At 32.9% G+C, this 22,127-nt stretch carries 20 protein-coding genes; 2 read left to right on the forward strand and 18 right to left on the reverse strand.

Features of this window, described 5'->3' with window-relative positions; translation table 11 throughout:
• Positions 1 to 4 precede the first annotated feature (4 nt).
• From IUY40_RS13920 to IUY40_RS13975, 12 genes are all read right to left on the reverse strand, one after another.
• Complete coding sequence (locus IUY40_RS13920; protein ID WP_229335563.1) at positions 5 to 1,348, reverse strand: PKD domain-containing protein; 1,344 nt, start codon at positions 1,346 to 1,348, stop codon at positions 5 to 7.
• Positions 1,349 to 1,406: 58 nt separating this feature from the next.
• On the reverse strand, positions 1,407 to 2,423 hold the full coding sequence (locus tag IUY40_RS13925) for a hypothetical protein (RefSeq protein WP_195737471.1): 1,017 nt from the start codon (positions 2,421 to 2,423) through the stop codon (positions 1,407 to 1,409).
• Between the two features lie 17 nt (positions 2,424 to 2,440).
• Positions 2,441 to 3,892, reverse strand: a complete 1,452-nt coding sequence (locus IUY40_RS13930) for a hypothetical protein (RefSeq protein WP_195737472.1) — start codon at positions 3,890 to 3,892, stop codon at positions 2,441 to 2,443.
• 348 nt (positions 3,893 to 4,240) lie between these two features.
• Positions 4,241 to 4,390: a hypothetical protein gene (locus IUY40_RS13935; RefSeq protein ID WP_195737473.1), complete on the reverse strand. Its 150-nt coding sequence runs from the start codon at positions 4,388 to 4,390 to the stop codon at positions 4,241 to 4,243.
• A gap of 138 nt (positions 4,391 to 4,528) precedes the next feature.
• Positions 4,529 to 4,942: an SMI1/KNR4 family protein gene (locus tag IUY40_RS13940; RefSeq protein WP_195737474.1), complete on the reverse strand. Its 414-nt coding sequence runs from the start codon at positions 4,940 to 4,942 to the stop codon at positions 4,529 to 4,531.
• A gap of 7 nt (positions 4,943 to 4,949) precedes the next feature.
• Positions 4,950 to 5,225: a hypothetical protein gene (locus IUY40_RS13945; RefSeq protein ID WP_317190924.1), complete on the reverse strand. Its 276-nt coding sequence runs from the start codon at positions 5,223 to 5,225 to the stop codon at positions 4,950 to 4,952.
• A 27-nt stretch (positions 5,226 to 5,252) separates the two neighbouring features.
• Positions 5,253 to 5,717 carry a hypothetical protein gene (locus IUY40_RS13950; protein ID WP_195737475.1) on the reverse strand — a complete coding sequence of 155 codons (465 nt, stop codon included), beginning with the start codon at positions 5,715 to 5,717 and terminating at the stop codon, positions 5,253 to 5,255.
• 445 nt (positions 5,718 to 6,162) lie between these two features.
• Positions 6,163 to 6,480, reverse strand: a complete 318-nt coding sequence (locus IUY40_RS13955) for a hypothetical protein (RefSeq protein WP_195737476.1) — start codon at positions 6,478 to 6,480, stop codon at positions 6,163 to 6,165.
• 40 nt (positions 6,481 to 6,520) lie between these two features.
• Positions 6,521 to 6,970: a hypothetical protein gene (locus IUY40_RS13960; protein WP_195737477.1), complete on the reverse strand. Its 450-nt coding sequence runs from the start codon at positions 6,968 to 6,970 to the stop codon at positions 6,521 to 6,523.
• 7 nt (positions 6,971 to 6,977) lie between these two features.
• Positions 6,978 to 10,166, reverse strand: a complete 3,189-nt coding sequence (locus tag IUY40_RS13965; RefSeq protein ID WP_195737478.1) for a fibronectin type III domain-containing protein — start codon at positions 10,164 to 10,166, stop codon at positions 6,978 to 6,980.
• A 2-nt stretch (positions 10,167 to 10,168) separates the two neighbouring features.
• A complete protein-coding gene (locus tag IUY40_RS13970; protein WP_195737479.1) occupies positions 10,169 to 13,468 on the reverse strand; it encodes a T9SS type A sorting domain-containing protein in 3,300 nt (1,099 codons plus the stop codon).
• Positions 13,469 to 13,472: 4 nt separating this feature from the next.
• Entirely contained in the window at positions 13,473 to 15,539 is a 2,067-nt protein-coding gene (locus IUY40_RS13975) for a fibronectin type III (protein WP_195737480.1), read from the reverse strand.
• Positions 15,540 to 16,443: 904 nt separating this feature from the next.
• Here IUY40_RS13975 and IUY40_RS13980 point away from each other — a divergent pair.
• A complete protein-coding gene (locus IUY40_RS13980; protein ID WP_195737481.1) occupies positions 16,444 to 16,851 on the forward strand; it encodes a helix-turn-helix domain-containing protein in 408 nt (135 codons plus the stop codon).
• A gap of 199 nt (positions 16,852 to 17,050) precedes the next feature.
• Here IUY40_RS13980 and IUY40_RS13985 read toward each other — a convergent pair whose 3' ends face one another.
• The 6 genes from IUY40_RS13985 to IUY40_RS14010 all read right to left on the reverse strand — a co-directional run bounded on the left by IUY40_RS13985 (position 17,051) and on the right by IUY40_RS14010 (position 20,814).
• Entirely contained in the window at positions 17,051 to 17,395 is a 345-nt protein-coding gene (locus IUY40_RS13985; RefSeq protein WP_195737482.1) for a hypothetical protein, read from the reverse strand.
• 167 nt (positions 17,396 to 17,562) lie between these two features.
• Positions 17,563 to 17,856, reverse strand: coding sequence for a type II toxin-antitoxin system RelE/ParE family toxin (locus IUY40_RS13990; protein ID WP_195737483.1), 294 nt, complete (start codon positions 17,854 to 17,856; stop codon positions 17,563 to 17,565).
• Positions 17,849 to 18,100, reverse strand: a complete 252-nt coding sequence (locus IUY40_RS13995; protein WP_195737484.1) for a type II toxin-antitoxin system ParD family antitoxin — start codon at positions 18,098 to 18,100, stop codon at positions 17,849 to 17,851. The genes IUY40_RS13990 and IUY40_RS13995 overlap by 8 nt, the downstream gene beginning before the upstream one ends.
• A gap of 291 nt (positions 18,101 to 18,391) precedes the next feature.
• Positions 18,392 to 18,712, reverse strand: coding sequence for a hypothetical protein (locus IUY40_RS14000; RefSeq protein WP_195737485.1), 321 nt, complete (start codon positions 18,710 to 18,712; stop codon positions 18,392 to 18,394).
• 683 nt (positions 18,713 to 19,395) lie between these two features.
• Positions 19,396 to 20,013: a hypothetical protein gene (locus IUY40_RS14005; RefSeq protein WP_195737486.1), complete on the reverse strand. Its 618-nt coding sequence runs from the start codon at positions 20,011 to 20,013 to the stop codon at positions 19,396 to 19,398.
• Between the two features lie 195 nt (positions 20,014 to 20,208).
• The gene (locus tag IUY40_RS14010) at positions 20,209 to 20,814 is read right to left on the reverse strand and encodes a hypothetical protein (protein WP_195737487.1); all 606 of its coding nucleotides are present in this window, start codon (positions 20,812 to 20,814) and stop codon (positions 20,209 to 20,211) included.
• Positions 20,815 to 21,223: 409 nt separating this feature from the next.
• Here IUY40_RS14010 and IUY40_RS14015 point away from each other — a divergent pair, with 409 nt between their 5' ends.
• The gene (locus IUY40_RS14015) at positions 21,224 to 21,922 is read left to right on the forward strand and encodes a pseudouridine synthase (protein ID WP_195737488.1); all 699 of its coding nucleotides are present in this window, start codon (positions 21,224 to 21,226) and stop codon (positions 21,920 to 21,922) included.
• The last annotated feature ends 205 nt before the right edge of the window (positions 21,923 to 22,127 follow it).

Consider the following 22,127-nt stretch of genomic DNA (forward strand, 5'->3'; position numbering starts at 1 on the left):
TCTTCTATTGTTTTTGTACTTTGATATCGCATAAAATAGAAGAGCTTGCTCCATTTTTTACCATATCTTTTATTTTGATGGCTCCTTTTCTTCCGTCTTGTGTTTTAAACAAAATTATTCTTGGATAGGTGGACCCAAATTGTTGTTCGCCTGCGGCGCTATAGTTGATGTTTAAGGATTGTAACGGATTGTCGTTTACCATGGCATCAAATTGTGCTGTGGTAAAGTTTAAGCCGCAATTGCATAACTCTTGTGAGTTAACAAATAGGGTGCTTTGTGCATTTTTAAGCGGCAAGAAACCGTAGTTGCTTACCTCAGCTGGCGAACTGAATTTATTATAGGTAAAGTTGGCGTTTAATCCTTGGAATACAATGTCGATTAGACTGCTGTTTTCACTGGTAATTTCATTGGCTTTGTACACTTGTCGGGTCGTGGTCGAATACATGGCGCCAATGCTATTGTTATTGTGTGCTGTGTTGATACCGAGTTTAACATTGGTCAGAATACGCAAATTGGTATTGGGCTGAACCGTTACTGTCGATTTGTAAATTTGACTGGTTTTATCATTAATGGCTTCGAGTGTTACTTCATGAATACCTATTGTGGTAAAAACTACGCTTGGGTTTTCTTCGTTTGATGTGGCTGGATTTCCGCCTTGGAACGTCCATTTGTAACTGGTGGCACTGATTGATTTATTTTTGAAATTAATCGTCACCGGGGCCTGAAAATCATCATCTTCAAACTTAGGTTCTATCTCAAATAGGCTTACTAAATAAGGTGCTATAGTTACGGTTTGAAATTTAGTATCCGATTCAAATCCATTAGAAACTGTTAATGTGATTTTGTGCTCTCCTGGTGTGGTAAAAACTACATTAGGTGGTGTTTTGCCTGTGAAATTGGCTGGCATCCCGTCCTCAAAATTCCATTTATAGGTGAAGCCTTCTCCAACGGTGGTGTTTTTTAATACAACCTCAACCGGAGAATAAGTACTTTTTATTATTTCATGTGTAAACTGAATGTTGATTCCGTCTCTAATAACAACTGTTTTGCTAAATTCTTTACGTTCTCCATCTACGTTGGTCGCGATGAGTTTTATGGTATAGGTGCCTTGCTTTTCGTATAATACTTCGCCCGGATTTTTAGAATTGGAGGTCCCGGGACTTCCGCCTTCAAAAGTCCAAGCATAGGTATCGGCTCCGGTAACCAGGTTATCGATTTTGATAATCACAGGGATAGATTCATCTTCATTTACATACGAAGTTGTAAAATCTCCTCCTACGACTATAGAAGTTTCCTGATAACAAGAACTCACGATTATAAGTAAAATTAAGAGTAAAGTTTTTTTCATAACGGTTATTTTTAAAACCACTACAACTCTTATGGGTTGTAGTGGCTTTTAAGAGCTTTTATTTTGCAGCGTTGGCAAACTTGGTTTGAAAATCGGAGATTTTGATTAATCTATTTACAGAAATTAAATACAAATCATTCCCTTTGATTTTCATCCTTTCACAGAACCCTGCATCAAATGATATATGGCTATTTTTATTTCCGATTTTAATACCCCCTTCTTTAAAAGAAGTTAAAGCATTGTCTTGAAGATTTAATTTGAAAATTCCTTTTCGGTCTACTAAAACATATAATTCATTATTAGCATCAAAAGCCATCTCGTCATAACGATCTGTAGTGCTTGAAATTAAGGTCGTTACTTTCCACTGGTTATTAACATATTCTAATTTTCGAATAGTAGAATTAATAACAGTTCCTGTGTTTAAATTATCAATTAAATACAAAACATTATCATGTGAAATAATCTGATTTACAGAGCCAAATCCAACATCAAGCCCCGTACCATCTTTAATTTCACTTTTCCCTGACCCCGCCACAAAGGCATCGGTACTTAGTGATGGTATTACACGTTTGATTTCTTTATTGTTATTGTCATATACAAAATAAGTATTGTCATTGTTATTACAAATGGAATTAAGTCCTATTTTTTTTGCAAAAGGAGAACTGATAGGTTTCATCGTGTAAAAAGGATTCAATTCCAAAAAATTATTTTCAAAGCGAAATATTTTGTCTGAATCACCAGAATTATTCATTACTACTAACAAAACAGCCCCATCATTTGACATTGTTAATCTTGAAGAATTAAATTTTAAAAAATCAAGTGTGTTAAGTAAGATTGCATTACCCTCTAAATCAATTTTTATTAATTCAATACCATTAGTACCTTCACTTATTTTATACGTTACATTATCATTACCAATAACAAAATCAGATGTTAAAACGACATCTACTAAATAATCTGCTTTTATTTCTCCTTTAACCTCTGCAGTCGTTGCATCACTTCCTGAATCTGAACTACAGGCACCCAACATTAAAAAAAGTTGTAAGGCCGCTACTACTAAAATTTTCTTTTTCATTTCTATTTCTATTTTAATTATTTATTGCAATTATTTTTATAATCTCCTAAAGCTTTTATCAAACCGTCCAGGGTTTTTAAATCATGATTTTCAAATACGAATGAATCACATTTTAGGTAGTCTATTATGTTTTTCTTTAATTTAGTATTGCTTCCTTTTGTGGTAAACAAACCTTTATCCTGATTTGGTATTTTTATGACAAAATCGTCTGGTACTGCCGGATCTACCAAAACCATATAGCCATTTTCTTCATACAAAATTTTATAGAATTTAGAATTATCGGTATCTAGCGCTTTTAGAGCTGATGACATAAAATTTGATCCTTTGCTGGTTAAACCAATAAAACATTCTTTACTCTCATCGATACAAAATCGAATCCCGGATTTTGAATCATAGGTTTGAAAAGGATGAATTGCATTAGTGAGATATAATCTCTGACCCGGAACAAGCGAACTAGATGTATTAGCATTGCCTGTAGTAATTGCTTTAAACTCTATTTTTAAAGTTCCAGTAATTTTTTCTCCTTTTTCATCAATCACATATCCATTTTTATCATAAATGTTTACCGAATTTAATTTAGCCTCTTCATACTTCTCTTTATTGAGTTTAGACTGTTCTTCTTTAAATTTATTTTCAATGTCTATTCCTTGATGCTGCAAAACATAACCATTGCCTATAAGAGCTCTCACAATATTCATAGCTGTTTTGTCTTTACTCATTTTATAACCTATCGGGTTACCTTTATTGTCGAAAGCGGCACTAATTATGTTTCTATCGACAGTGATAAGTTGCTGGTTCAAATATTTATTATAACCTGATACCATACCGCTTTTTGCATACCAAGAAGCGATTAAATATTGGTCTAAATCCATTACTTCATATTTCAACTCTCCATTGATTGCTGGCGATGTCATCTTGATATAACCAATTCTTTTATCATTTGGATCTGGATTTTGAGCTTTAATGCTGTAAATAGTACCTGCATCATCTATACTTAATTGATAGGTATCTGCTACTTTATTTGCTTGATCTATTTCGTTTTGAGCACCTAATCGTTTTGCTGCAATACCTGCTGATTCTCCGCTGATAAACGATTCGATTGCTTCGGGATTTAATCCGTCAGTAGTTAGATAATTTCTTTCTAAAAGTTCATAGGCAATACTTCTATCGTAATTAAAAGCACTAAATTTTCTGCTTCTAAATTCTAATTCATTTGTTTTTCCCGTTTTTTCGTCTTTTAACTCTATCCACGGAAGGGCTAATGAAGGCTCGTTTGGGGCACTTTTTATTTCTGCCGTTACTGAATAGGTTTTGTCTAGGTTATAGTATTTATAAATGGGTCTTTTTCCTTCTACTAAACCTAATGTTTTATCGTCTAGTTTAATTTCTCCTTTTTCTATTTTAAGCTTTTGGGCAAAACTCACCGTGTTTACAAGTAATATTAAAGCCATTAAAATATATTTTTTCATACGTTATTACTTACTTTTAGCTACATTTATATATTATAATTACTAGCTCTTTATTTTAGAGCTATGCTTTGTTTCTTAAACTATTTGGTGGTATTTATCTGTTTAATTTTCTATGTAATGCGAATCCAAAATACTATCACTTACCTTGGAACAAGTGGTTCTATCTTTATAATTCTAGTATTTTAAATTTTTATAAAAACTAGACCTTGACATACTCGGCTGCCACACGAAAGGATTCGTGTGGCAGCCGAGTAACTCTATGTCAAATTGATTTTGATTCATAATTATTTATATCCTACTTCAAAAGGACTTAGTTATAAATTATTGTTCTCATAAAATACTTTACGCCTATTTATAATATAATTCAATTCCTAAATCTTTTATCCAAGCTCGAAATCCATCATCTAGCGCACAATCATCATTTGGAATTGGATTATCATAACTAAACTTAACATCCCAGCTTACTTGTTTTAGGTGAATAAATAATTTTAATCTCATAAGGCACTTCTCTTCGATATTTTGCAAATAATGATTCGATTTCATTTCTCTCAATTACAATATTTTTAATAAGGCACCCTTGATGTTCATCAGTTACATAAAAATTCTCATCTATTAGGTTTATTTTATGCCCTTTTCTCATCTCATAAGCATTTTCTCTCTAATATATTCCCTGAAAGTTTTTCCTGTGTAATAAATTTCATTGGAATCATGCCAAAATTCGATTACTTCATCAATATTATTATCGATATTAAATCCTGAAAAATCTCCTGAAAAATTATCTCCAAATAATTTAATATTATCAGGTAAATCATAAATATCTTCTAATCCTAAATCATTAAAATCAAATAATTTATTCATTACTTTAAATTGTGACTCCATAATATTTCCTGATCCTATTTCTAATAGATATTCCAAAAAATCATTTGGGATATTAGGATATTCATTTTTCAGTTCTAAAATCTCTTGATTAGTGGCCCTAATCTTCTCATTGATTGCAAAATCCTTATTTTCATTTTGCAGAAGGAAATTTATTTCTTTTTCAAAGCTCATAACATATTTATTTAAATAATTCTCTTGAAGGAGACCCTGCTCCATGTATTCCTCCTTGGTGCTCATCAGGGAATTTTGCAGGTTGCATATTCCACCACTCATTATCTCCACCAAATTTATTCTCAATTATATGATGTGCATCATATAAATCTCCTGGTTTTCTTATTTCAGTACCATTTTTTGAAAATACTGGTTCAGTATATTTAGGCCATTCTTGACCTGTCTCTAATTCCCAATCTTTAATTATCTGTGCTTTCTTAGAATTAAATTCCGCTCTATGCAAAGCTATTTCAGATTGAGTAAGCTTTTTTCATTCTTCTACTCTTTTAAACTTTTTTGACAATGGTTTGATTATAACTTCCTCAAATGCTTTTAATTTTTTGTGCTTTTCAAAAGAAAACCATCCAAAATCATCATTTATTTTACCATCTATATAAATAAGATAAAAATAGAAATCATTATTATTATTTGGAAAATCAATAATATATTCAGTATTATTTTCTTTAAGATTAATTATTATTAGGTGTTCATCAATTGTTCTATCATGATTTTCATCAATTACTGAATCACGAATAATAATATCTTCTTTCTCGAATGTCTTTTCAAATACTTTTTTTGCATTTGCTCCATTTCCTTTAAATTCATATCTTTCGAATGAACCTGTTCCACCAGATCCTGCACCGTAAGAAAAAAGAATAGCAAAACCAACCCAATATAGTATAACAATACTAAGTACTGTAAAGCTTAAAATAGCTATCCATTTTATAATTTTCATATTAACTCAATATCTTTTTTTGTTATCATTCTTTGATATATTTTCGATAATATTTCAATATATATAAAGGAAAAAAAGCTACAAAAATTGGGAGATAAATTAAACTGAATGCTTCTTTCATTTTAAAATAAAATAACTCTAACAATATAATACCACAATAAAAAAATATTGGTATAAAAAAATGATATTCTTTAGAATTTGTTTCGTCAAAATAAATAGATAAGGAAGAAACGAATAGAACAGTATATGATGGTACAATATATACAAGCATTACAATTTCAAACATTAATGATCTGGACTCTCCACGGAAATTTAAATCTACAAAATACAAAAGCAAGATTAAGCCTATGAAATAATTAAACAACAGGTAAGATTTGCTTCTATATGAAATGTAGGCAATAGAAAGTAAAAAAAATATTTGTAAAATGTAACTTAACATAATTTATTAATTTATTGTTATAACAAATGCTTCAATAGTTGTTGAAGAACTTGACAAAGTTACTGGTCCAGATTTCACTTCCCTTGCAGTTCCTTCTAATACATTGTCAAAATATCTTTTACCATCACCAGTTGATATACCTTTTTTAGGTTTTAATCCTCCCTCTAATAATTCAAATTGATCTTCGGTTAGTTTTCCTATTGTTCTGTTTGTATATAAAGTTTTATAGCGTTGCAGCCATTCCTCTTCTGTTAATAAACCTTTATATTTACCAAATCTATTTGCAATTCGATCTGCCCATTCTTTAGGTACCTTGAGTAACAAGTGAAGCGCTCGTCAACACATGATCAATATAAATATCAAATTATTCCAGCTCCTTAACAACCTTTTCATCAATTATTGTTTTCCCACTATTGAGCAAATAAGCATCAAGATGATTTGCCATTTCAAGTAACATTTTCAAATGTTCTTTTGTGATTTTTTTTTGAAAAGTTGTAGATATAATACCTAAATTATAATTAAAACTTAAAATAACTTCGTAAAAACCTTTTTTTGTATTATATTCAGCATGAGCATTTTTTTTGTCTAAATACAGTATTTCTTTTTCTCTAAAACTTTCAGGCACCTTGTCCATATTATTTTTTTTGTAAATTCCATCTTCAGTATTTTCATACCAAGTAAAATAATTTTGATGGCTATCCACATATTGAATCCATTTATTGTAATCTAATTTATTTTTTACATTTAAAATATAATCAAATTTTTCTTTAGAAATATATGGATCTTTTATGTTTTTCAAATATTTTAGTTTCATAATATTGTTATTTAATAAAATCTTCTAAAGCATTAATTTCAAATTTTATATTTGGTTTTGCAGTTTTTAGTTTATTTAACCATTCTACTTTTAATTGTGGGGTAATGCTCTCTTTTGGCATATAAATATGGATTTCAGCTTTATTATATTTTATAGTTTTTCCGTTCCATTTTATCCCATCACCAGTTAAACCTCCTGCAAGATTATCAATATTATCTTTAACAGCTTTTGTTGCTAACCAACTATCTACATTTTTAGTAGTAGTTGTTTTCATAGAAACAGCAGTTTCTGCAAAAATATCATTTCCAACCTCCTTAAAATTATTATAGAAATCGATTCCCTTAAAGTTATCGGCTATATCTCCCGTATGTCCCCAGCCAGATGCTTTGGTATATCGATATTCTCCCATTACATCCTCAAAAAATCTTCGTTCTACAAATATTTCAGGATATACTTTTTTCCATACACTGGCTATATCTTTTGTTTTGTCTACAAGAGTTTTTCTTGTAAAAGATGCTAAATCTTCTGCAAGTTCTTTCGCTCCTTTTTTCTTAACAACCTGAACAAGTTCTTCTACAAAGTTAAGTCCTTTTTTTACTTTTGTAACCCCTGCCAGACCACCTGTACCAATAAGGGTACCTACAGCTACAACATCTCTCCCAGTTTGATGTTCTATTTTTGGGATAGATTGTCCGGTGTAAAGCTCTTTTCGTTCTTCATAAAAGTTTTTTATAGTTTCCTCAAAACTAAAATCACTAAAAGCCTGGTTTATTTTATCGCTTGTTTCTTTACTAGTAGTATAATCAACAACAATACTTATTAGCAAGGGGATACTCTTTATTTCATCAAGAGCTCCATCTATTAATCCTGCATCAAGAGCTTTCATTTTGTATTTGTTCCCAGCAAAATCTTTGTCTGCAGGGTTCCAAATACTTTCCGGCAGTTCAATTTTATTTATTAAATCCTGAAATGTTTTATTAAGAAATGTTGTAGCCTTAAAAATTTCACCAGCCCAATCGGTCACATTTTCTGCTTCATCAAGAGAATTATTCAAAGCTTCTGTATATAAAGCTTTAATTTCTTCAATATCCTCTGCTTTTATTCCGTCAAAAAAGTTATTGGCAAAATTTACTTTGTAGCCTAGCTTGTTGTTTTTTAAGTCATAATGATTGTAAATAACAATACCGTCTGTAGGATTGTCTACTAATTTTTTTGCTTTTTCTAATTCTTCTTTTGTAGAGTTAGAGGTAGTGATAACAAAAGTGTACTTTTTACCAGATACAATTGTACTGTAAGTTTCGAGAAAATTAGTATCGGTAGTTTTAAAGTTAAAAACGCCATTACCGTCAATCTGTTTAATTTGTACTGTTCCGTTATTAACTGCCAAAGGCAATAATCCCTGAAAATAGCCATCAGACTCTCTATTGCCTTTACCTGCTTTAATACCAAGCCTATCAGCTATTTCTTTTATTTTTTCATGTGCCCCATTTATTGCTTGTTTTGCAGTTTCAATTTTATTTTCCTGCTCCTTACTTACTTCATTTTCATTTCCGCTGTCCTTCTCTTCTGTCTTCTGTTTCTCAGCTTCGGTAATGGCTTCTTTTCCTTTTTGAGCTATTTCGCCTTGCTTTGTGGTCTCATTAATAATTTCATCAGCTTCTTCTTTAGTAAGTTTTCCGCTTTGGGTCTGTTCTTCAACGGCTTCTTTTATATCATTGATTAAAGATTCAATACTTACAAAAACATTACTTGTATTTGCAATATTTGCCGGATTGTATCTTGTCTCGACAACACCACTGATTAATTGATAATCCGTATTGATGGTAATATTGTTGAACTCAACGGCAATTTTGGTATCGGCTAGATAGGGTACAATGATGTATCCTTTTCCGGAATAAGGTCCGTGGCCTTGAAGTTCTAAAATCGTTACGGGAAAATCGCCTGCGGTAAAGGTTTCGCTTTGTATAAGGTTGCTAAGTGGCGTTTGGTTTTTTAGGTCTATTTTGGGTACGATACCACAGTTGTAGGCGGCTATTCCTTTATTGTCTGTCGTAGTGGTAAAGGTATTTATGTTAGAATATGTGTAGGATTGGTCTTCTTCGCGTACGGGATCGCAGGTTGCACCTACTCTAAACTGGTAGGTGACGCCCGGTTCTAAATTGGTAATTAAACTTTGAGTATTTACAGTATAGGTCGAAAACCATTGTGCATTGCGAACATCTTGTTTTTTGTACTGCAAATGGTATTTTTTATGGTCTGGTAATCCCTGCCAAGTGATTTTTACACTGGTTGGAATATGTGACTGGCTTAGTACAAATGTGGGTGGTGCACAATTTGTGGCGTATTTAAACGAATAGATTTCGCTATATCCGTCGTTTTTAAAAATAGCATTCTCAGAGAGTCCTGTGGTCGAAATTGCTTTTACTCTCCACGCATAACGCATTCCCGGTGTTAGTATTGGCATGCTTAAATTGTACATCAATGCGGTACTGAACAAGGTTTGCTCGTACAATAGTGGCGCCATTTGAAATGCAAATTGTGGGTCGAGTGTGGGATCTAAGAGTTGTTTGAGTTCAAATTTGTACGATACATTGGTGGCGTTCATCTGGCGAGGTGTCCAGGTAAACATAATGTTCGGAAAATCACTCGCTACTATTTGTTCGTTTTTTTGTGGAGTGTTCAGTAGTGGCGGATCGTTTAACATCAAATACAATCCGGCACAGCTTTTTTGGGCTATTTTTTGATTGGTAACAAAATCATACAGCTCAAAACAGAAATTGTACATTCCTTCTGGTAAGCCTGTGGCGTATTGTGCTGCGCTGATGCCTTGTAGGTTTTCTAATCGAAACAAGGCTCCAATATCGGCATTGGTAAGGGTTACAAATGAACCTCCAGTGATAAAAACAGGGCGTTGTCCTACTATAAAATCATTACTTTGTATGTTGAATCTGCTGCCTTGTATGATTAATTTTAAGCGTATTTGTCGGTACGTTAGCATAATATCAGTTGGATTGACAAGCAGTCTAAATTTGGTATCCATGCTGGTAGCATAGTCGGATAGTTTTGAACTGTACGGACTATTAAAAACAGGGGTTAACTGTACGGGATAAAGCTGAGCATATGCCCCCAAGCTTCCAAAGGGTGAGCATTGGGTAAATAAAAGAATTACGAATATATGTTTTAAAAGCTTTCTCATTTTTAGTAGATGATGATTTTTTTAACAAGGGTTTGCTGCTCTGTCTCTAACACCAAAAAGTATATTCCTGCTGGAAGATTTGTATTAAAATCGACTTGGTAATTTTTCTTGCCTGAATCTTTTTTATTGATCGTAGTAAGCTGTCCTGCTGCAGAGAATAATCTTAAATTGACCGCACTGGTATTTTCTAAATTGATGATTGCTTGAAAATGACCGTCGCTTGGGGTTGGGGTTACGATAAAATCTATTATAAATTTTGGCGTACTTCCGGCATTAGGTAATGTGCTTCTTTTCTCGACTGTGATGTTTTTATTGTACACCGCAAAACATTCGCCTTGTGTTTGTTGTAATCCTATGGTATAAACGCCTGTTTCTTTAAATTTCACGGTAACATATTTATCTTGCGCGTCTACTACCGTTACATCGTTTGGTAGTATCCATTGGGTACTTTCGCCAAAGGGTTTACTGGTATTCACTAGTATCACTTCTTCGTCTATATAGGCTTGTGAGCTTAACAAATATTCTGAATTAATGATTACTTCATTTGTTTTTATTTCTATTTCGTCTTCGCCCATACAGCCTAAAGAAGAGGTTACTTTTACTCGGTACGTTCCGGCCTCATTCAAATTTACTTTTGGCTCGCTTGAGGTAAATCCGTTTGTCGATGTCCAGTCATACTGTGCGTTATTATCTTCTATTGAAGCGTCTAGATCTAAAACCTGATCGTTACATAAGGTTCTGTCTTTTCCTAAATTGATTACAATTGGGTCTGGATTTTTTAACTCAAAAGTTTTAATGGTAATACAACCATTGGCATCAGTAAGGGTTAAGGTATACGTTCCTGCCGCTAGTGTGCCCAAGTTTTGGGTGGTTTCTCCAGTGTTCCAAAGGTATTGGTATGGGGTAACTCCGCCTGTTGGGGCTATTGTTATTGAACCATCATTTGCCTCAAAACAAGTTGGATTCGTGATGATTTCATTTACCTCGACGCCGTTGGGTTGCTGAATTAATATACTTCCTTGTACGCTACAGCCTTTGGTATCATTTATTTTTACAAAATAGTTGTTTGTGGTAAGTTCAGATATGGTTTGGGTGGTTTCACCATTGCTCCACTCATAGGTATAAGGAGGTGTTCCGCCTGTTACATGTGCAGTTGCCAAGCCGTTGTTGCCCTGGGTGCACAAAATGTCTTCTTTGGTAAAGATTAATTCTAATTTTGGTGGTTCTGCCATAAATTGGGTTACGTCAATTTCTTGGGTCAAGATGTTATTAACATACGTTCCTAATCTGATTCCGTTGGCATCTTCGACATTTAAGGCATAATTCCCATCAGATAAATTCTCTGCTGTTGCATCCTCATTGTTCAAAGGAATCCAATTGCCATTAGGTATTTGTTTTTTCCAAAAATACTTGTACGGTAATCCGTTGTTTTCAAAACCTCTAAAGGGAACTCCACCTGTTACATGTGCTACTAAAATTCCGTCTTGCGATTCGTCTCTTTGTCCATCAACAGGATTTTGATCTGTTTCATCGCCAAATTCGTTACTTACATTGCAAGAGATCGTTTGTTTGATCTCAAAAACCACTACTATAGGCTCTGGTTGGGTGAGTTTGATGCTGGTAACAGGTAATATATTACAACCCAAATTATCTGGTGTCGAATTATAATTGGCATCTCTTACCTGCAATGTATAAGTGTCTGCCGGAATATCATGCAGTATAATTGCATATACGCCTGACAAATATTCTGTAGTGGTTTTGTCGTTACTTATAATCTCGTTGTTGCTATTTCTCCATTCGTACCAATAAGAATTATCGTTTATAGGGGTTCCACCAGTTATGGAAGCTATGATTTTTCCATTGGATCCTCCGTAAAAAGTAGGCTCTTGTATTGAACTGTGCGACAACGATACTGGTGCAGCTGGCTGTGTAATGACTTTGCTTAGTACTTTTATTTCTCCTAATTCGATATTTCCGCCAACTATTTTTTGCATACGGGCAATACAACCATTCATGTCTTTGACGATGATGTTGTAAGTGGCTGGTGCTAAATTGATAATGGTATGAGGAGCTTGATTGGAGAAGGGTACCCAAGTTGTTCCTTCGTCTAGGGAATAGTAATCATTGCCTGCAACATCACGTGTACCGCCTGTTGGGCTTATAGTAATAGTTCCGTCTTGACCGGCGTTGCAATTTACGTTGGTACTGCTGCTTAGGGTGAAGTCTAAGGGTGGTGGAGCGCCTATTCTAAACGGATAAGGAACTCCTCCTAATTCTGTATAAGGGGAATAGGTTGAAGCCCCATTGTAAAAACCTGTCATCGTGATATGGTATTCTCCACGATTAAGTTCTTCAATAGTATAGCTATTATCTGCGTCCAACTGCGTAATATTATCTACACTTCCTTCTTTTGCTCCGTAATATGAAATAGAAAAAATTTCGTCCGGATATACTGCTCTATCAAATTGAATTTTTAATTCCCCATCTGTACTGCCAGTATCATAACAACTTACATTTGTTGTAGTTGTTGAAGGGAGTATTTTAGGTATATCAATTCTGATAATATAATAAACAGACTCTGAAGTGGTCCCACAAGCTTTTTGTCTAAAATGAATTTGCTGTCCGTGGTAATTAACAACATTAGCACCTAAAATTGCTGTAGCGTTGGTTGTAATGCTTGATTCACCTTGAAATTGGGGTAAATCTATCCAATCTGAGGAATTTACATCACTACTAGGAATTGATTTTAATGAATATTGCCAATTGTATTCTGAACGCAAAAATCCTGTGTTTGATTTTATAGTAATATTGCTGTTTGTTGGAAAATCATTGTCTACACCAGGGTTTACAACGACAAGTTTTGGGATATTGGTTATCGTTAATTCATCATCCCACCACTTTGCGATATCTGTATAAGTATTGGTGCAATTTGCAAAGGTTCCTTCTCTTAAGTCACCATTAAATGAATTATTTCCCCCACAGCCTCCAACAGTTCTGTCCCAATTTCTGGAAGCATATACCTGAATTTTAGAGGGCTTTCTACTTGAAGAAACTAAAACACTATTGTCATAATAAGTATAACTTCCTCTAGGAATACTGTTCAAATCTTCGTTAATTGTTGTAAGTGGATCACCGTCAGTATAAACAAGGTTAACTTTGATATCATTTCGACAGCCTCCACCATAACTCCCTGAGTTTGGTGGCTTTATGTTCAATTTTGTCGTAACTACGTAATCTCCGACACTTTGAGCAAACCCAAATCCCGAAATCAATAAAAAAATAAATAAGTAAATCTTCTTCATACGCTTAATAAACAACGGTTAAAACTTCATTTTTTGCTGGATTGTTACTCTCTAAATTGGGTATTAAATGATACTCGTATTCGGTATTAATTTTTAAGGTTTTGTCGTCTATGGTTAGTATTTCGCCGTTGAGTTGTTTCCACAAAGTAGGCGGTGTTCCTTTTATACTTTTGTAAATGCTCAAACCTGTAATTTTACCTTTGCTTTTAGTATAGACCCAAGTAAGGGTGACTTTTTTACTTGCTCTATCGGGTACAGCTTCTGAGTAGGTAATTACTTTTAAGGGTGTAAAATCTAATACTTGAATTGTAATGGTAGAGTTTTCTATTGACGACCAAAGATTGCCTTTGTCTCTTGCCAGAATAGCATATTGATATATTTTTTTGTTCTCGACTCTATCATCTGTATATTCCTGGATGGTGTCGTTTATTTGTTTTATTTCTTGCCATTTGTCTTGTCCTTTTTCTCTTCTTCTAAGGCTGTAACCCACGACGTCTTCGCTATAACTGCGAATCCATTTTAGGTGTATTTTGCCATCGTTGTTGTCATAATCCTTGAAAATAGGAGCCGCTGGCGGAATTTTATCGGGTTTGTCTAAAACTAGTATTTCAGATGGGTCTGATATATTATAGCGCATGTCTTCAGCAGCAATTCTATAATAGACTTTGCTGTTGGTCATTTTCAAACTCACGCTGTCTTGGTATTCATTCCCAACGTATGATTTATGGTAAATGTCTACAAATTCTTCGCCCTGTGCATTGGCTTTCAAAATTCTGTAACCGCGTAAATCTTTTTCCTCGTTAGGTTTCCATTTTAATTTTACTACGCCTAAACTGTCAATTACACCTTCAAGTCCTATTGGCTTTGCTGGCGGGATGGAATCTACGGGTTGTACCAACATACTTTGCGAAGTCATACGTTGGTTGTTTTTACCAATGGTAGTTATCGTAAAATAATTAGACGGATATAAATTGTCTTTGTAATTGAGTTTTCTTTCGCTTGCCGGAATAATTTTGGTAACGGTTTTATATGGACCTCTATCATTTTCAGCTAGATTGATTTCGTAACCTTGTATAAATTCTTCCGATTCTTTTGGGTATTCCCATTCTAGATTGATGTGGTTGGAATTGAAGATGTTATAATTCGATAATCTTGCGGATGTTACTAATCCCGAAAGTCCTTTTGTAGTAATAGGTTTTGTGATTTCTCCTTTTTCGCCAAAAGAGGTGATTCCGAATAAACGATAACGATATTCTTTGTCGTTTACACTCAGGGTATCTACATAGTACATGGTTTTAGAAGGGTTGTCTTCTTTGTCATTCAAGTTAACCAAAGGTGTTGCAGAAATGGGACTAAAGTTGACTCCGTCTTCTGATTTTTCGACCATAAACGAGGTATAAATTCTTTTGAAGGTTTCGTAATCCCATGAAAGCATTACTTTTTTATCGTCTCCAATGGCATTAAAATCTGTTGGAGCTGGCAAAGTTGTGTAGTCTTTTAAGCCTATCAAATACGAAGATGCTTTTACATTTGGTGTTTCAAAAACACTCACCTGATACGCATATACTTCGTTTGGTTTTACATCAATATCTACAAATCCCCAACCTGCTTTTATAGCGCCTGTAAAACTCATATCAGCAGCATATAGTGCAAAGGTGTAACGCTGATCGAGTTCGTCAGTCATATTTACTATTCTAGAAATCTCACTTTCTTTGGATCCTGTTACTTCAAAACTTTCCCCATATATCGATTGCGCGATAATAGCTGCGTTATTGTCTTTTTGAACCAAATCTAACCAAGAATCTAGTGGTTCTGGAAGTAAAGGTTTTTGCGTTTGTTTTAATTTTTCCTGCTTAGGCAAAATTTTACCATCACGCAAAATGGTTGTTCTGGTAATCACAAATCCTTTTTTGTTTGCTTTTTGCCACTCAATTGGAGAGTCTATTGCCCAACGAATCAAAATTTTATCTTTTTGAGCGCGGGCATTTATCATTACAGTCGCACGTTTAGCTTGAGAGTATGATAACGATATAAATAGTAAGAATAAAAAAGGAAGTATTTTTTTTCCCATTATGCAATTGTTTCCATGTTAAAAAAGCAAACGCTCCAAGTAACTATTATTAAGTGTTTGCTTTTTCTCTTTATGAATTTATATTTTTTAATACACGTATTGAGTAGTATATGTTGAAACAGAATCTCCACTTGGGTAATTTTTTAGCTGTTCGATTGGATATCATCATGTGAACAAGAAGTAAACACTAATAAACTAGCAGTGAATAAGTAAAGTAATTTTTTCATAGTTTTGATTTTAATTAACAAACAAAATAATGAGTTTTATTACTAAAATTCGTCCAAAATAAGACATAAAAATATCATTATAAGACTTTTTTGCACCCCAATTAATACCCATGACAAATCCTTTTTCTACAATTCAAAATGCCTTTTTCAAGTCTTGCCTAAGAGTAAAATCTTTTATAATCTAGATCTATTAGTACAAATTGTAAAAATTGCCTTTTGTAAGCATTAATATTTTTTAGCAGAAAATAACTCTTTAACCAAATTTAATACTTGTGTACTGTGCCAGTAAAAGTTTTAAATAAACGATAGATTACATGTAATAAAAGGTCTTTATAACGTAATTCTAACTTATATTTCTGATTTATAAAATACCCCCTTTAGTAACGGAAATATTCAATAAATGCTCTAAATCTTCCAAAAAAAAGTTCGACATTTGTTCGGGCAGGGCTACTAAGACAAAAGCTTCAGAGAAATCTGAAGCTTTTTTTGTATGTAATCTTTTAATTATTTGTCTGTTCACTTTGTGTCACACAAAAAGAGATTCATACCGAAACGGGGCAAAAGCAGATATAACATCTGAAAAACGGATATTTAACGGATATTTTTTTATCTTTGAAACTCAGACTTTTTAAGTCAAATGGCTTTATCTTTGAGCCTTTAGAAAATTGATAATCATTATGGAACAGAGAGTACATCAGGGAAGAAACGTCAAACGTTTTAGAGAAATGCTTGGTATCAAACAGGAGGCATTGGCTTATGATTTAGGGGAAGACTGGAATCAAAAGAAAATTTCTATGCTGGAGCAGAAAGATGTTATTGAAGATAATCTACTTAAACAAATTTCTAATTCATTGAAAATTCCTGTTGAAGCTTTTCAGAATTTTGATGAGGAGCAGGCTATAAATATTATTTCAAATAATTTTAACGACCAATCTAATGGTTACAACTATTATCCAACTTTCAATGTAAATCCAATAGAAAAATGGATAGAAGCTTTAGAGGAAATCAAACGTTTAAATTTAGAACTTTTGAAAACCAAGGATGAACATATTAGGGTTTTAGAGAAATTATTAAAGGATAAATAAACTTAAAAAGATATTAATTTAAGTGAAATTTGAGTTGAGTACCAGATATGATTAACAAACTAATAAGTAAAGCTTCAGAGAAATCTGGAGCTTTTTTTGTTTTTGTAATTCTGATTCTCTTTGCGGGCACAGATTACAAATCTGCGCTATCATTGTCTACATATCGGAGCTATCAGGGTAGCTGTTGGCAGTAGTGAAGTCATGTGTTTTTGATTTTTAATTTCTCTTCAAACCAATCGTGAAAGTAAATTATTACTCCAATAACAATATGATAAATTATAAAAAGCACACCAACTAATCCAGATTTGTCTAATGCCCCAAAATGAAGGATAGCTGTAAAGATGTGGAATCCTGTTAGCGCTAATAAAGCAGCGTTAGACTTTTTAGAAATTATAAATCCAATTAAAATTAATTGAAACAAAACTCTCAATATTTGTGAAGGTAATCTTTGCGAATCAACTTCTTTAAAAACTAATCCGATAATTATAAGTTCGACAAATAAAGTCAAAATAATTGTTGTAATTAAAATTGGTCGATCTTTCATTCTTAATATTTTCTTTATTTATCACTGTTAATGTTCTGGTACTACAGCAGGCTTGGCGACTAAATTAATTCCTCTTTTAAGATTTACCAAATCATCCCAAGTACAAAACCAACTTCCTGTTAAGTCTATTACCCAACTCTTTTGTGGTAGCTGCTATGTGAAGTTCCTTATAGTTTACTTTTTAAATCCATCATTCCATGAAGAATTCTTGCGATTTCTATTTCGTTCTTTGATATAATTGAGTAGAAGATAATATGTTCACCCGACTTATAACCGGATAGTCCTTTCGTTACTATGCCATAGTTTCTACCAAGTTCTGGATTATTTGCTAAATCATCACATGAGGTCAAAAGTAAATCGTAATACTTTTCAGCTTGCATTTCAGACCAAGTTTCGATTGTATAATCCCAAATTTCAGATAAATCATCAACAGCTTTATTTGTTAAATAATATTTAGCCATTTGATTTTTTTCTTGCTTTTAAAACGTCAAGATATTTTTTAGCATCAAAATCTACTGCACGTCCACTTTCAATTCCATCATTGATCGCTTTTCTTAAGGCTATAATTTTATTTTCCTCATCTTCTAAAAGACGAAGACCTGCTCTGATAACTTCACTTGCATTATTGAATCTTCCATCATTTACACTTTGTTCGATAAAACTTTCGAAATGATTACCAAGCGATATAGAAGTATTTCGTCCCATAATTTTTTTTAGCTAAGTTACCAAAAAATGGTAACTTTTTAAATTATTACGATTTTTTTTGGAATCTCACATAATATTCCCTTTCTACTAGTGGCTTGGGGTTAAATTAAGACCATTCTTCGGATTTATCAAATAATCCCAAATATAAAACCTACTTTCCATTAAGCCAATTACCCAAATCCATTGTAGTGGTTGATGAACTAAACCTTCGGTAGCCAGCATCAGGTTTGACTCCTGTTGCCACGACTAAGACAAAGCTTCATAGAAATTAAAATACTTTACACACACAGATTACAAATTCGCATTACCATGTTGATTTATTTCACGCATCTCATCCAGCAACTCCATTTCATCGTCAGGAAGAAGCTGTAAAGCAATTTCAAGTAAGATTATTAAATCAATTGTAACATCAGAGGAAATATCTTTTTTAAGTAAGCTAATACCTATTTTAAGTAAAGAAGAAACTGTTAGATTTAATTCATAATAAGAAGATAATTTTATTGGTACGCTAAACGAATTATTTTCAGCATCGGGTTTTAGTTTTGTGAAATAGTTCATTTTACTCATTAATTCTAAAATAGTTGTGGCTAATTCTTTTTGTTGCGTTTCCATATTATCTAATTATTTTTATTTGCATAGTTCAGGAAACTTTTACAATAAAACAGGAACGTATATGACTGAACTTATACGTTCCTGCATTTATGATTGTCTATTAATAAATACTAATATCAATCTACCAAAGTAAAAGAAGTTGGAAAACGAATTCAGGAAATTCGAATTAACTGCAAAATGTAATTTTGAGAAAAACAATATGTCCAGACTGGAAAAGGGAAATATAATCTATTTAAATTTTAGCCAGTTACGCGGATATACACACTAACAAAGTGGAATGTTACAGGTACAAGTCCTGTTCCCGCTATCAACACAAAGCTTCAAAGAAATCTGGAACTTTGTTTGCTTATCACCCTTTCTTATCCTTAACCAAATCGAAAGAACGTATAAATCAGTAAACAAAATCTATATTTATATTCAGCTTTATCGACTAGGATTACAGGTGAGAAGTCGGGAGACTTCACACAGCTTTCCATAAAAACTCTTCGGGGAGCGGGAATGTTATGGGCTTCATTGCGGTTCGTGTAGCTCAAAGGCATCTAGTAACGGTTTTCTGCTACAAGGAACTATCGATTACAAAGACGAAAACTGTCTGCCAGCTTTGAACTTGATACGAAGCACAAAGTTTCACTTAACCACTTAACCGCCAATTTCTTGTAGCTGCAGTTATTAGGTTGCTGTTTTTATTCATCAATACTTTTTTGTGAGTCAAAGTGATTGCTATTTATTACTTTATAGTCCGTAAACTGAAATACTCTGGCTTTTTCAGGTTGTTGTTCTGAATAGTAGTCTTTTGGAAACCCTTTTTGTGAATAAAATTTTCCTGTAAGTTCAATGATGTCCCCATTATAACCAATAGTATCTGGTATAAAAACCTTATCATTTATTGGTTCCAAAAAGATCTCGTCACAATCATTGTCATTACACTTTGTACCATTGTCTTCAATTATTTTCCAGTTTGCACATTCGCAACCATAAGCAATATATGCCACTTTAATTTTGTGAGTCTCGTCATCTAGTTGCCTAGGTATTGCGCAAATAATAAAAAATGGAATTAGTCCTAAAACAGGCAAACTAGAGAGCCTAATTAATTTTCCATAAATGGGTCTTTTTGCTGTCCTTAAATAATAAAAAAGGATTAAGGAAATTAAAGTTACAGCAAAAACTAAAATGATCAGTAAGCCAGTAAGTGATGCTAAAAGTCTGCCAGCTAGATGAAATCTATCTATCAAATACGAGTATGCTAATCCAAGGAAAATCGCGCAAAGAATATAGTAAAAGGTCTGTAGTGTTTTATTCATAATTGTCATCTTAAAATGCCCAATAATGTCTGGTACTTCTCGTTCATGCGGGTTTCGGAGCGCAAATATCTAATTTATTACTGATGTTCGTTAGAATTCTAAAAGTAGAATTTTGCACTTCAGCTCGCCTGACGCAAAACCCTTGTTAGCGTTATTTTTTTTAGCACAAAGGCCAGCGTTTTATTATAACTAATCCTAATTACCATAAAAGAAATCTAATTCTTTACTTAGATTCTCTATTTTCTTTTTTCCAAGTTTAGTAAAACCAACAAAAGGGTAAAAATCTTTACTTTCTATTTTGATTTTCTTGTGTAACATTGCTGGAATATCCTCTGAAGTAATCATGTAATTGCAATCTAAACAAATATCAGTTTTGAAAACAATTGTGCTATCCTTGTAAAAGACAATTGCCATGTGAGGAATAAAGCAAGCAGCTGTTCCTTCGCCATAAGTTTTTTTATCAGTAAAAATTGTTATAACTTGTTCAATCTGTAATTGACTTAAGCTCTTTTGTTTAGTCACAACTGGAGTAAACTTACCATCATCTGACGTTATGCTAACAAATTTTTCTCCAGCTCCTTCATAATCATAAGCAATTACTTTGTTATATTGTAGATTCTTAAATGGTAAGGTCTGAGTATTTGATTTTTTAATTTTATCAACTGAATTTAAGTATTGCATTAACTCGTTTTGTTTCAAATATTTTTTTGGAATCCTTTTTTCAGAATCCTTTTCTTGAGCTTTTAGATTAATAGTAAAAAAAAGCAATGTTATTAGAATAGTTATTTTGTAGTTTTTCATATGCATCGTTTTTTAAGCATTGGTTACAACTTACATATCTAATAATACTCAACTTATACGCACTAAATTGGGTCGATATGTCTGATAAAAATCAGTGTTTATTTGTTTTCAAAGATAGGATTTTTATTCCATAAATTATCGAATGAACCCTTCATTTATCGAGTGCTTTTCGTACAAACATGGGGTGAATTTCGGTGGCCTTGCTACTTTGATATCCAATAATTTTTGTTGGATACGCAAGACAAAAAGCATAGAAAATATTAAACTACATTTTTTGTTTACTTGATCAAGATTGTGGGTGTAAAGTCAGAAGACATTCACACAACATTAACGAAGATCTCTTTTGAAGAAAAGCATAGAAATAAGTAATAAAAGTAATTTTAATCAAAATCTATTTTATTTTTGCCAAATGTTAGAAATTCTTTACCAAGACGAATATATTATAGCAATTAATAAACCAAGTGGATTATTGGTTCACAAATCATTTTATGCGCGCGATGCAAAAATTTATGCTATTCAAGAATTGAGAAATCAAATAGGAGGGCAACACGTTTATCCTATTCATCGGTTAGACCGCAAAACATCTGGTGTCTTGTTATTTGCGTTGGACAAAGAGGTTTTAAAAATCATGAATGATCGTTTTGCTTCACGCGAAGTCCAAAAAAAATATTTAGCAATTTTACGTGGTTGGTCACCCGAAGAACTAACGATTGATTATGATTTAATCAACGATGATGACATTAAACAAAATGCAATAACATACTTTCATCGTTTGCAAAATGCCGAAGTTGAGTTAGAATTTAATAACCAACCAACATCACGATATTGTTTGGTCGAAGCGATTCCTGAAACTGGACGTATGCATCAATTACGAAAACATTTCAAACATATTTTTCATCCCATTTTAGGAAGTCGCCCACATGGTTGCAACAAACAAAATAAATTATGGCTGGAGAATTATGACCTGAAAGGAATGATGCTTCATGCACATCAGTTAACTTTTAATCATCCAATAAAAAATGAACAACTAATCTTGAATGCAAAGATTAACGAAGAGTTTAGCAGAGTAGGCAACATTCTTAATCTAGATTTGAGCAAGTATAAATAAAATACTAATTTGTAATTGTTGTATTTTCAAATTTAAGATGCTTAGGCTATAATAATCTTCAAAAAACTGGTTAGTTATTTCAATACTTTCCGTTACTAACGATAAAAGCTTCAGAGAAATCTGAAGCTTTTGTTGTAATATTTTAAAGTTAAAAGCCGTCTAAAAATTACTTTTTAGACGGCTTCATAAAGTCAACCTTTATATG

Origin of the sequence: Flavobacterium sp. ALJ2, assembly GCF_015594725.1 — a bacterium.
In the GTDB taxonomy this organism is placed as follows: domain Bacteria; phylum Bacteroidota; class Bacteroidia; order Flavobacteriales; family Flavobacteriaceae; genus Flavobacterium.

Coding starts and splice junctions, on each gene's coding strand:
- IUY40_RS13935 (WP_195737473.1), bottom strand. CDS start 4,390: ATGAGATTAAAATTATTTATTCACCTAAAACAAGTAAGCTGGGATGTT.
- IUY40_RS13925 (WP_195737471.1), bottom strand. CDS start 2,423: ATGAAAAAGAAAATTTTAGTAGTAGCGGCCTTACAACTTTTTTTAATG.
- IUY40_RS14005 (WP_195737486.1), bottom strand. CDS start 20,013: ATGAATAAAACACTACAGACCTTTTACTATATTCTTTGCGCGATTTTC.
- IUY40_RS13995 (WP_195737484.1), bottom strand. CDS start 18,100: ATGGGACGAAATACTTCTATATCGCTTGGTAATCATTTCGAAAGTTTT.
- IUY40_RS13940 (WP_195737474.1), bottom strand. CDS start 4,942: ATGAGCTTTGAAAAAGAAATAAATTTCCTTCTGCAAAATGAAAATAAG.
- IUY40_RS13950 (WP_195737475.1), bottom strand. CDS start 5,717: ATGAAAATTATAAAATGGATAGCTATTTTAAGCTTTACAGTACTTAGT.
- IUY40_RS14000 (WP_195737485.1), bottom strand. CDS start 18,712: ATGGAAACGCAACAAAAAGAATTAGCCACAACTATTTTAGAATTAATG.
- IUY40_RS13930 (WP_195737472.1), bottom strand. CDS start 3,892: ATGAAAAAATATATTTTAATGGCTTTAATATTACTTGTAAACACGGTG.
- IUY40_RS13975 (WP_195737480.1), bottom strand. CDS start 15,539: ATGGGAAAAAAAATACTTCCTTTTTTATTCTTACTATTTATATCGTTA.
- IUY40_RS14010 (WP_195737487.1), bottom strand. CDS start 20,814: ATGAAAAACTACAAAATAACTATTCTAATAACATTGCTTTTTTTTACT.
- IUY40_RS13980 (WP_195737481.1), top strand. CDS start 16,444: ATGGAACAGAGAGTACATCAGGGAAGAAACGTCAAACGTTTTAGAGAA.
- IUY40_RS13990 (WP_195737483.1), bottom strand. CDS start 17,856: ATGGCTAAATATTATTTAACAAATAAAGCTGTTGATGATTTATCTGAA.
- IUY40_RS13970 (WP_195737479.1), bottom strand. CDS start 13,468: ATGAAGAAGATTTACTTATTTATTTTTTTATTGATTTCGGGATTTGGG.
- IUY40_RS13920 (WP_229335563.1), bottom strand. CDS start 1,348: ATGAAAAAAACTTTACTCTTAATTTTACTTATAATCGTGAGTTCTTGT.
- IUY40_RS13985 (WP_195737482.1), bottom strand. CDS start 17,395: ATGAAAGATCGACCAATTTTAATTACAACAATTATTTTGACTTTATTT.
- IUY40_RS14015 (WP_195737488.1), top strand. CDS start 21,224: ATGTTAGAAATTCTTTACCAAGACGAATATATTATAGCAATTAATAAA.
- IUY40_RS13960 (WP_195737477.1), bottom strand. CDS start 6,970: ATGAAACTAAAATATTTGAAAAACATAAAAGATCCATATATTTCTAAA.
- IUY40_RS13965 (WP_195737478.1), bottom strand. CDS start 10,166: ATGAGAAAGCTTTTAAAACATATATTCGTAATTCTTTTATTTACCCAA.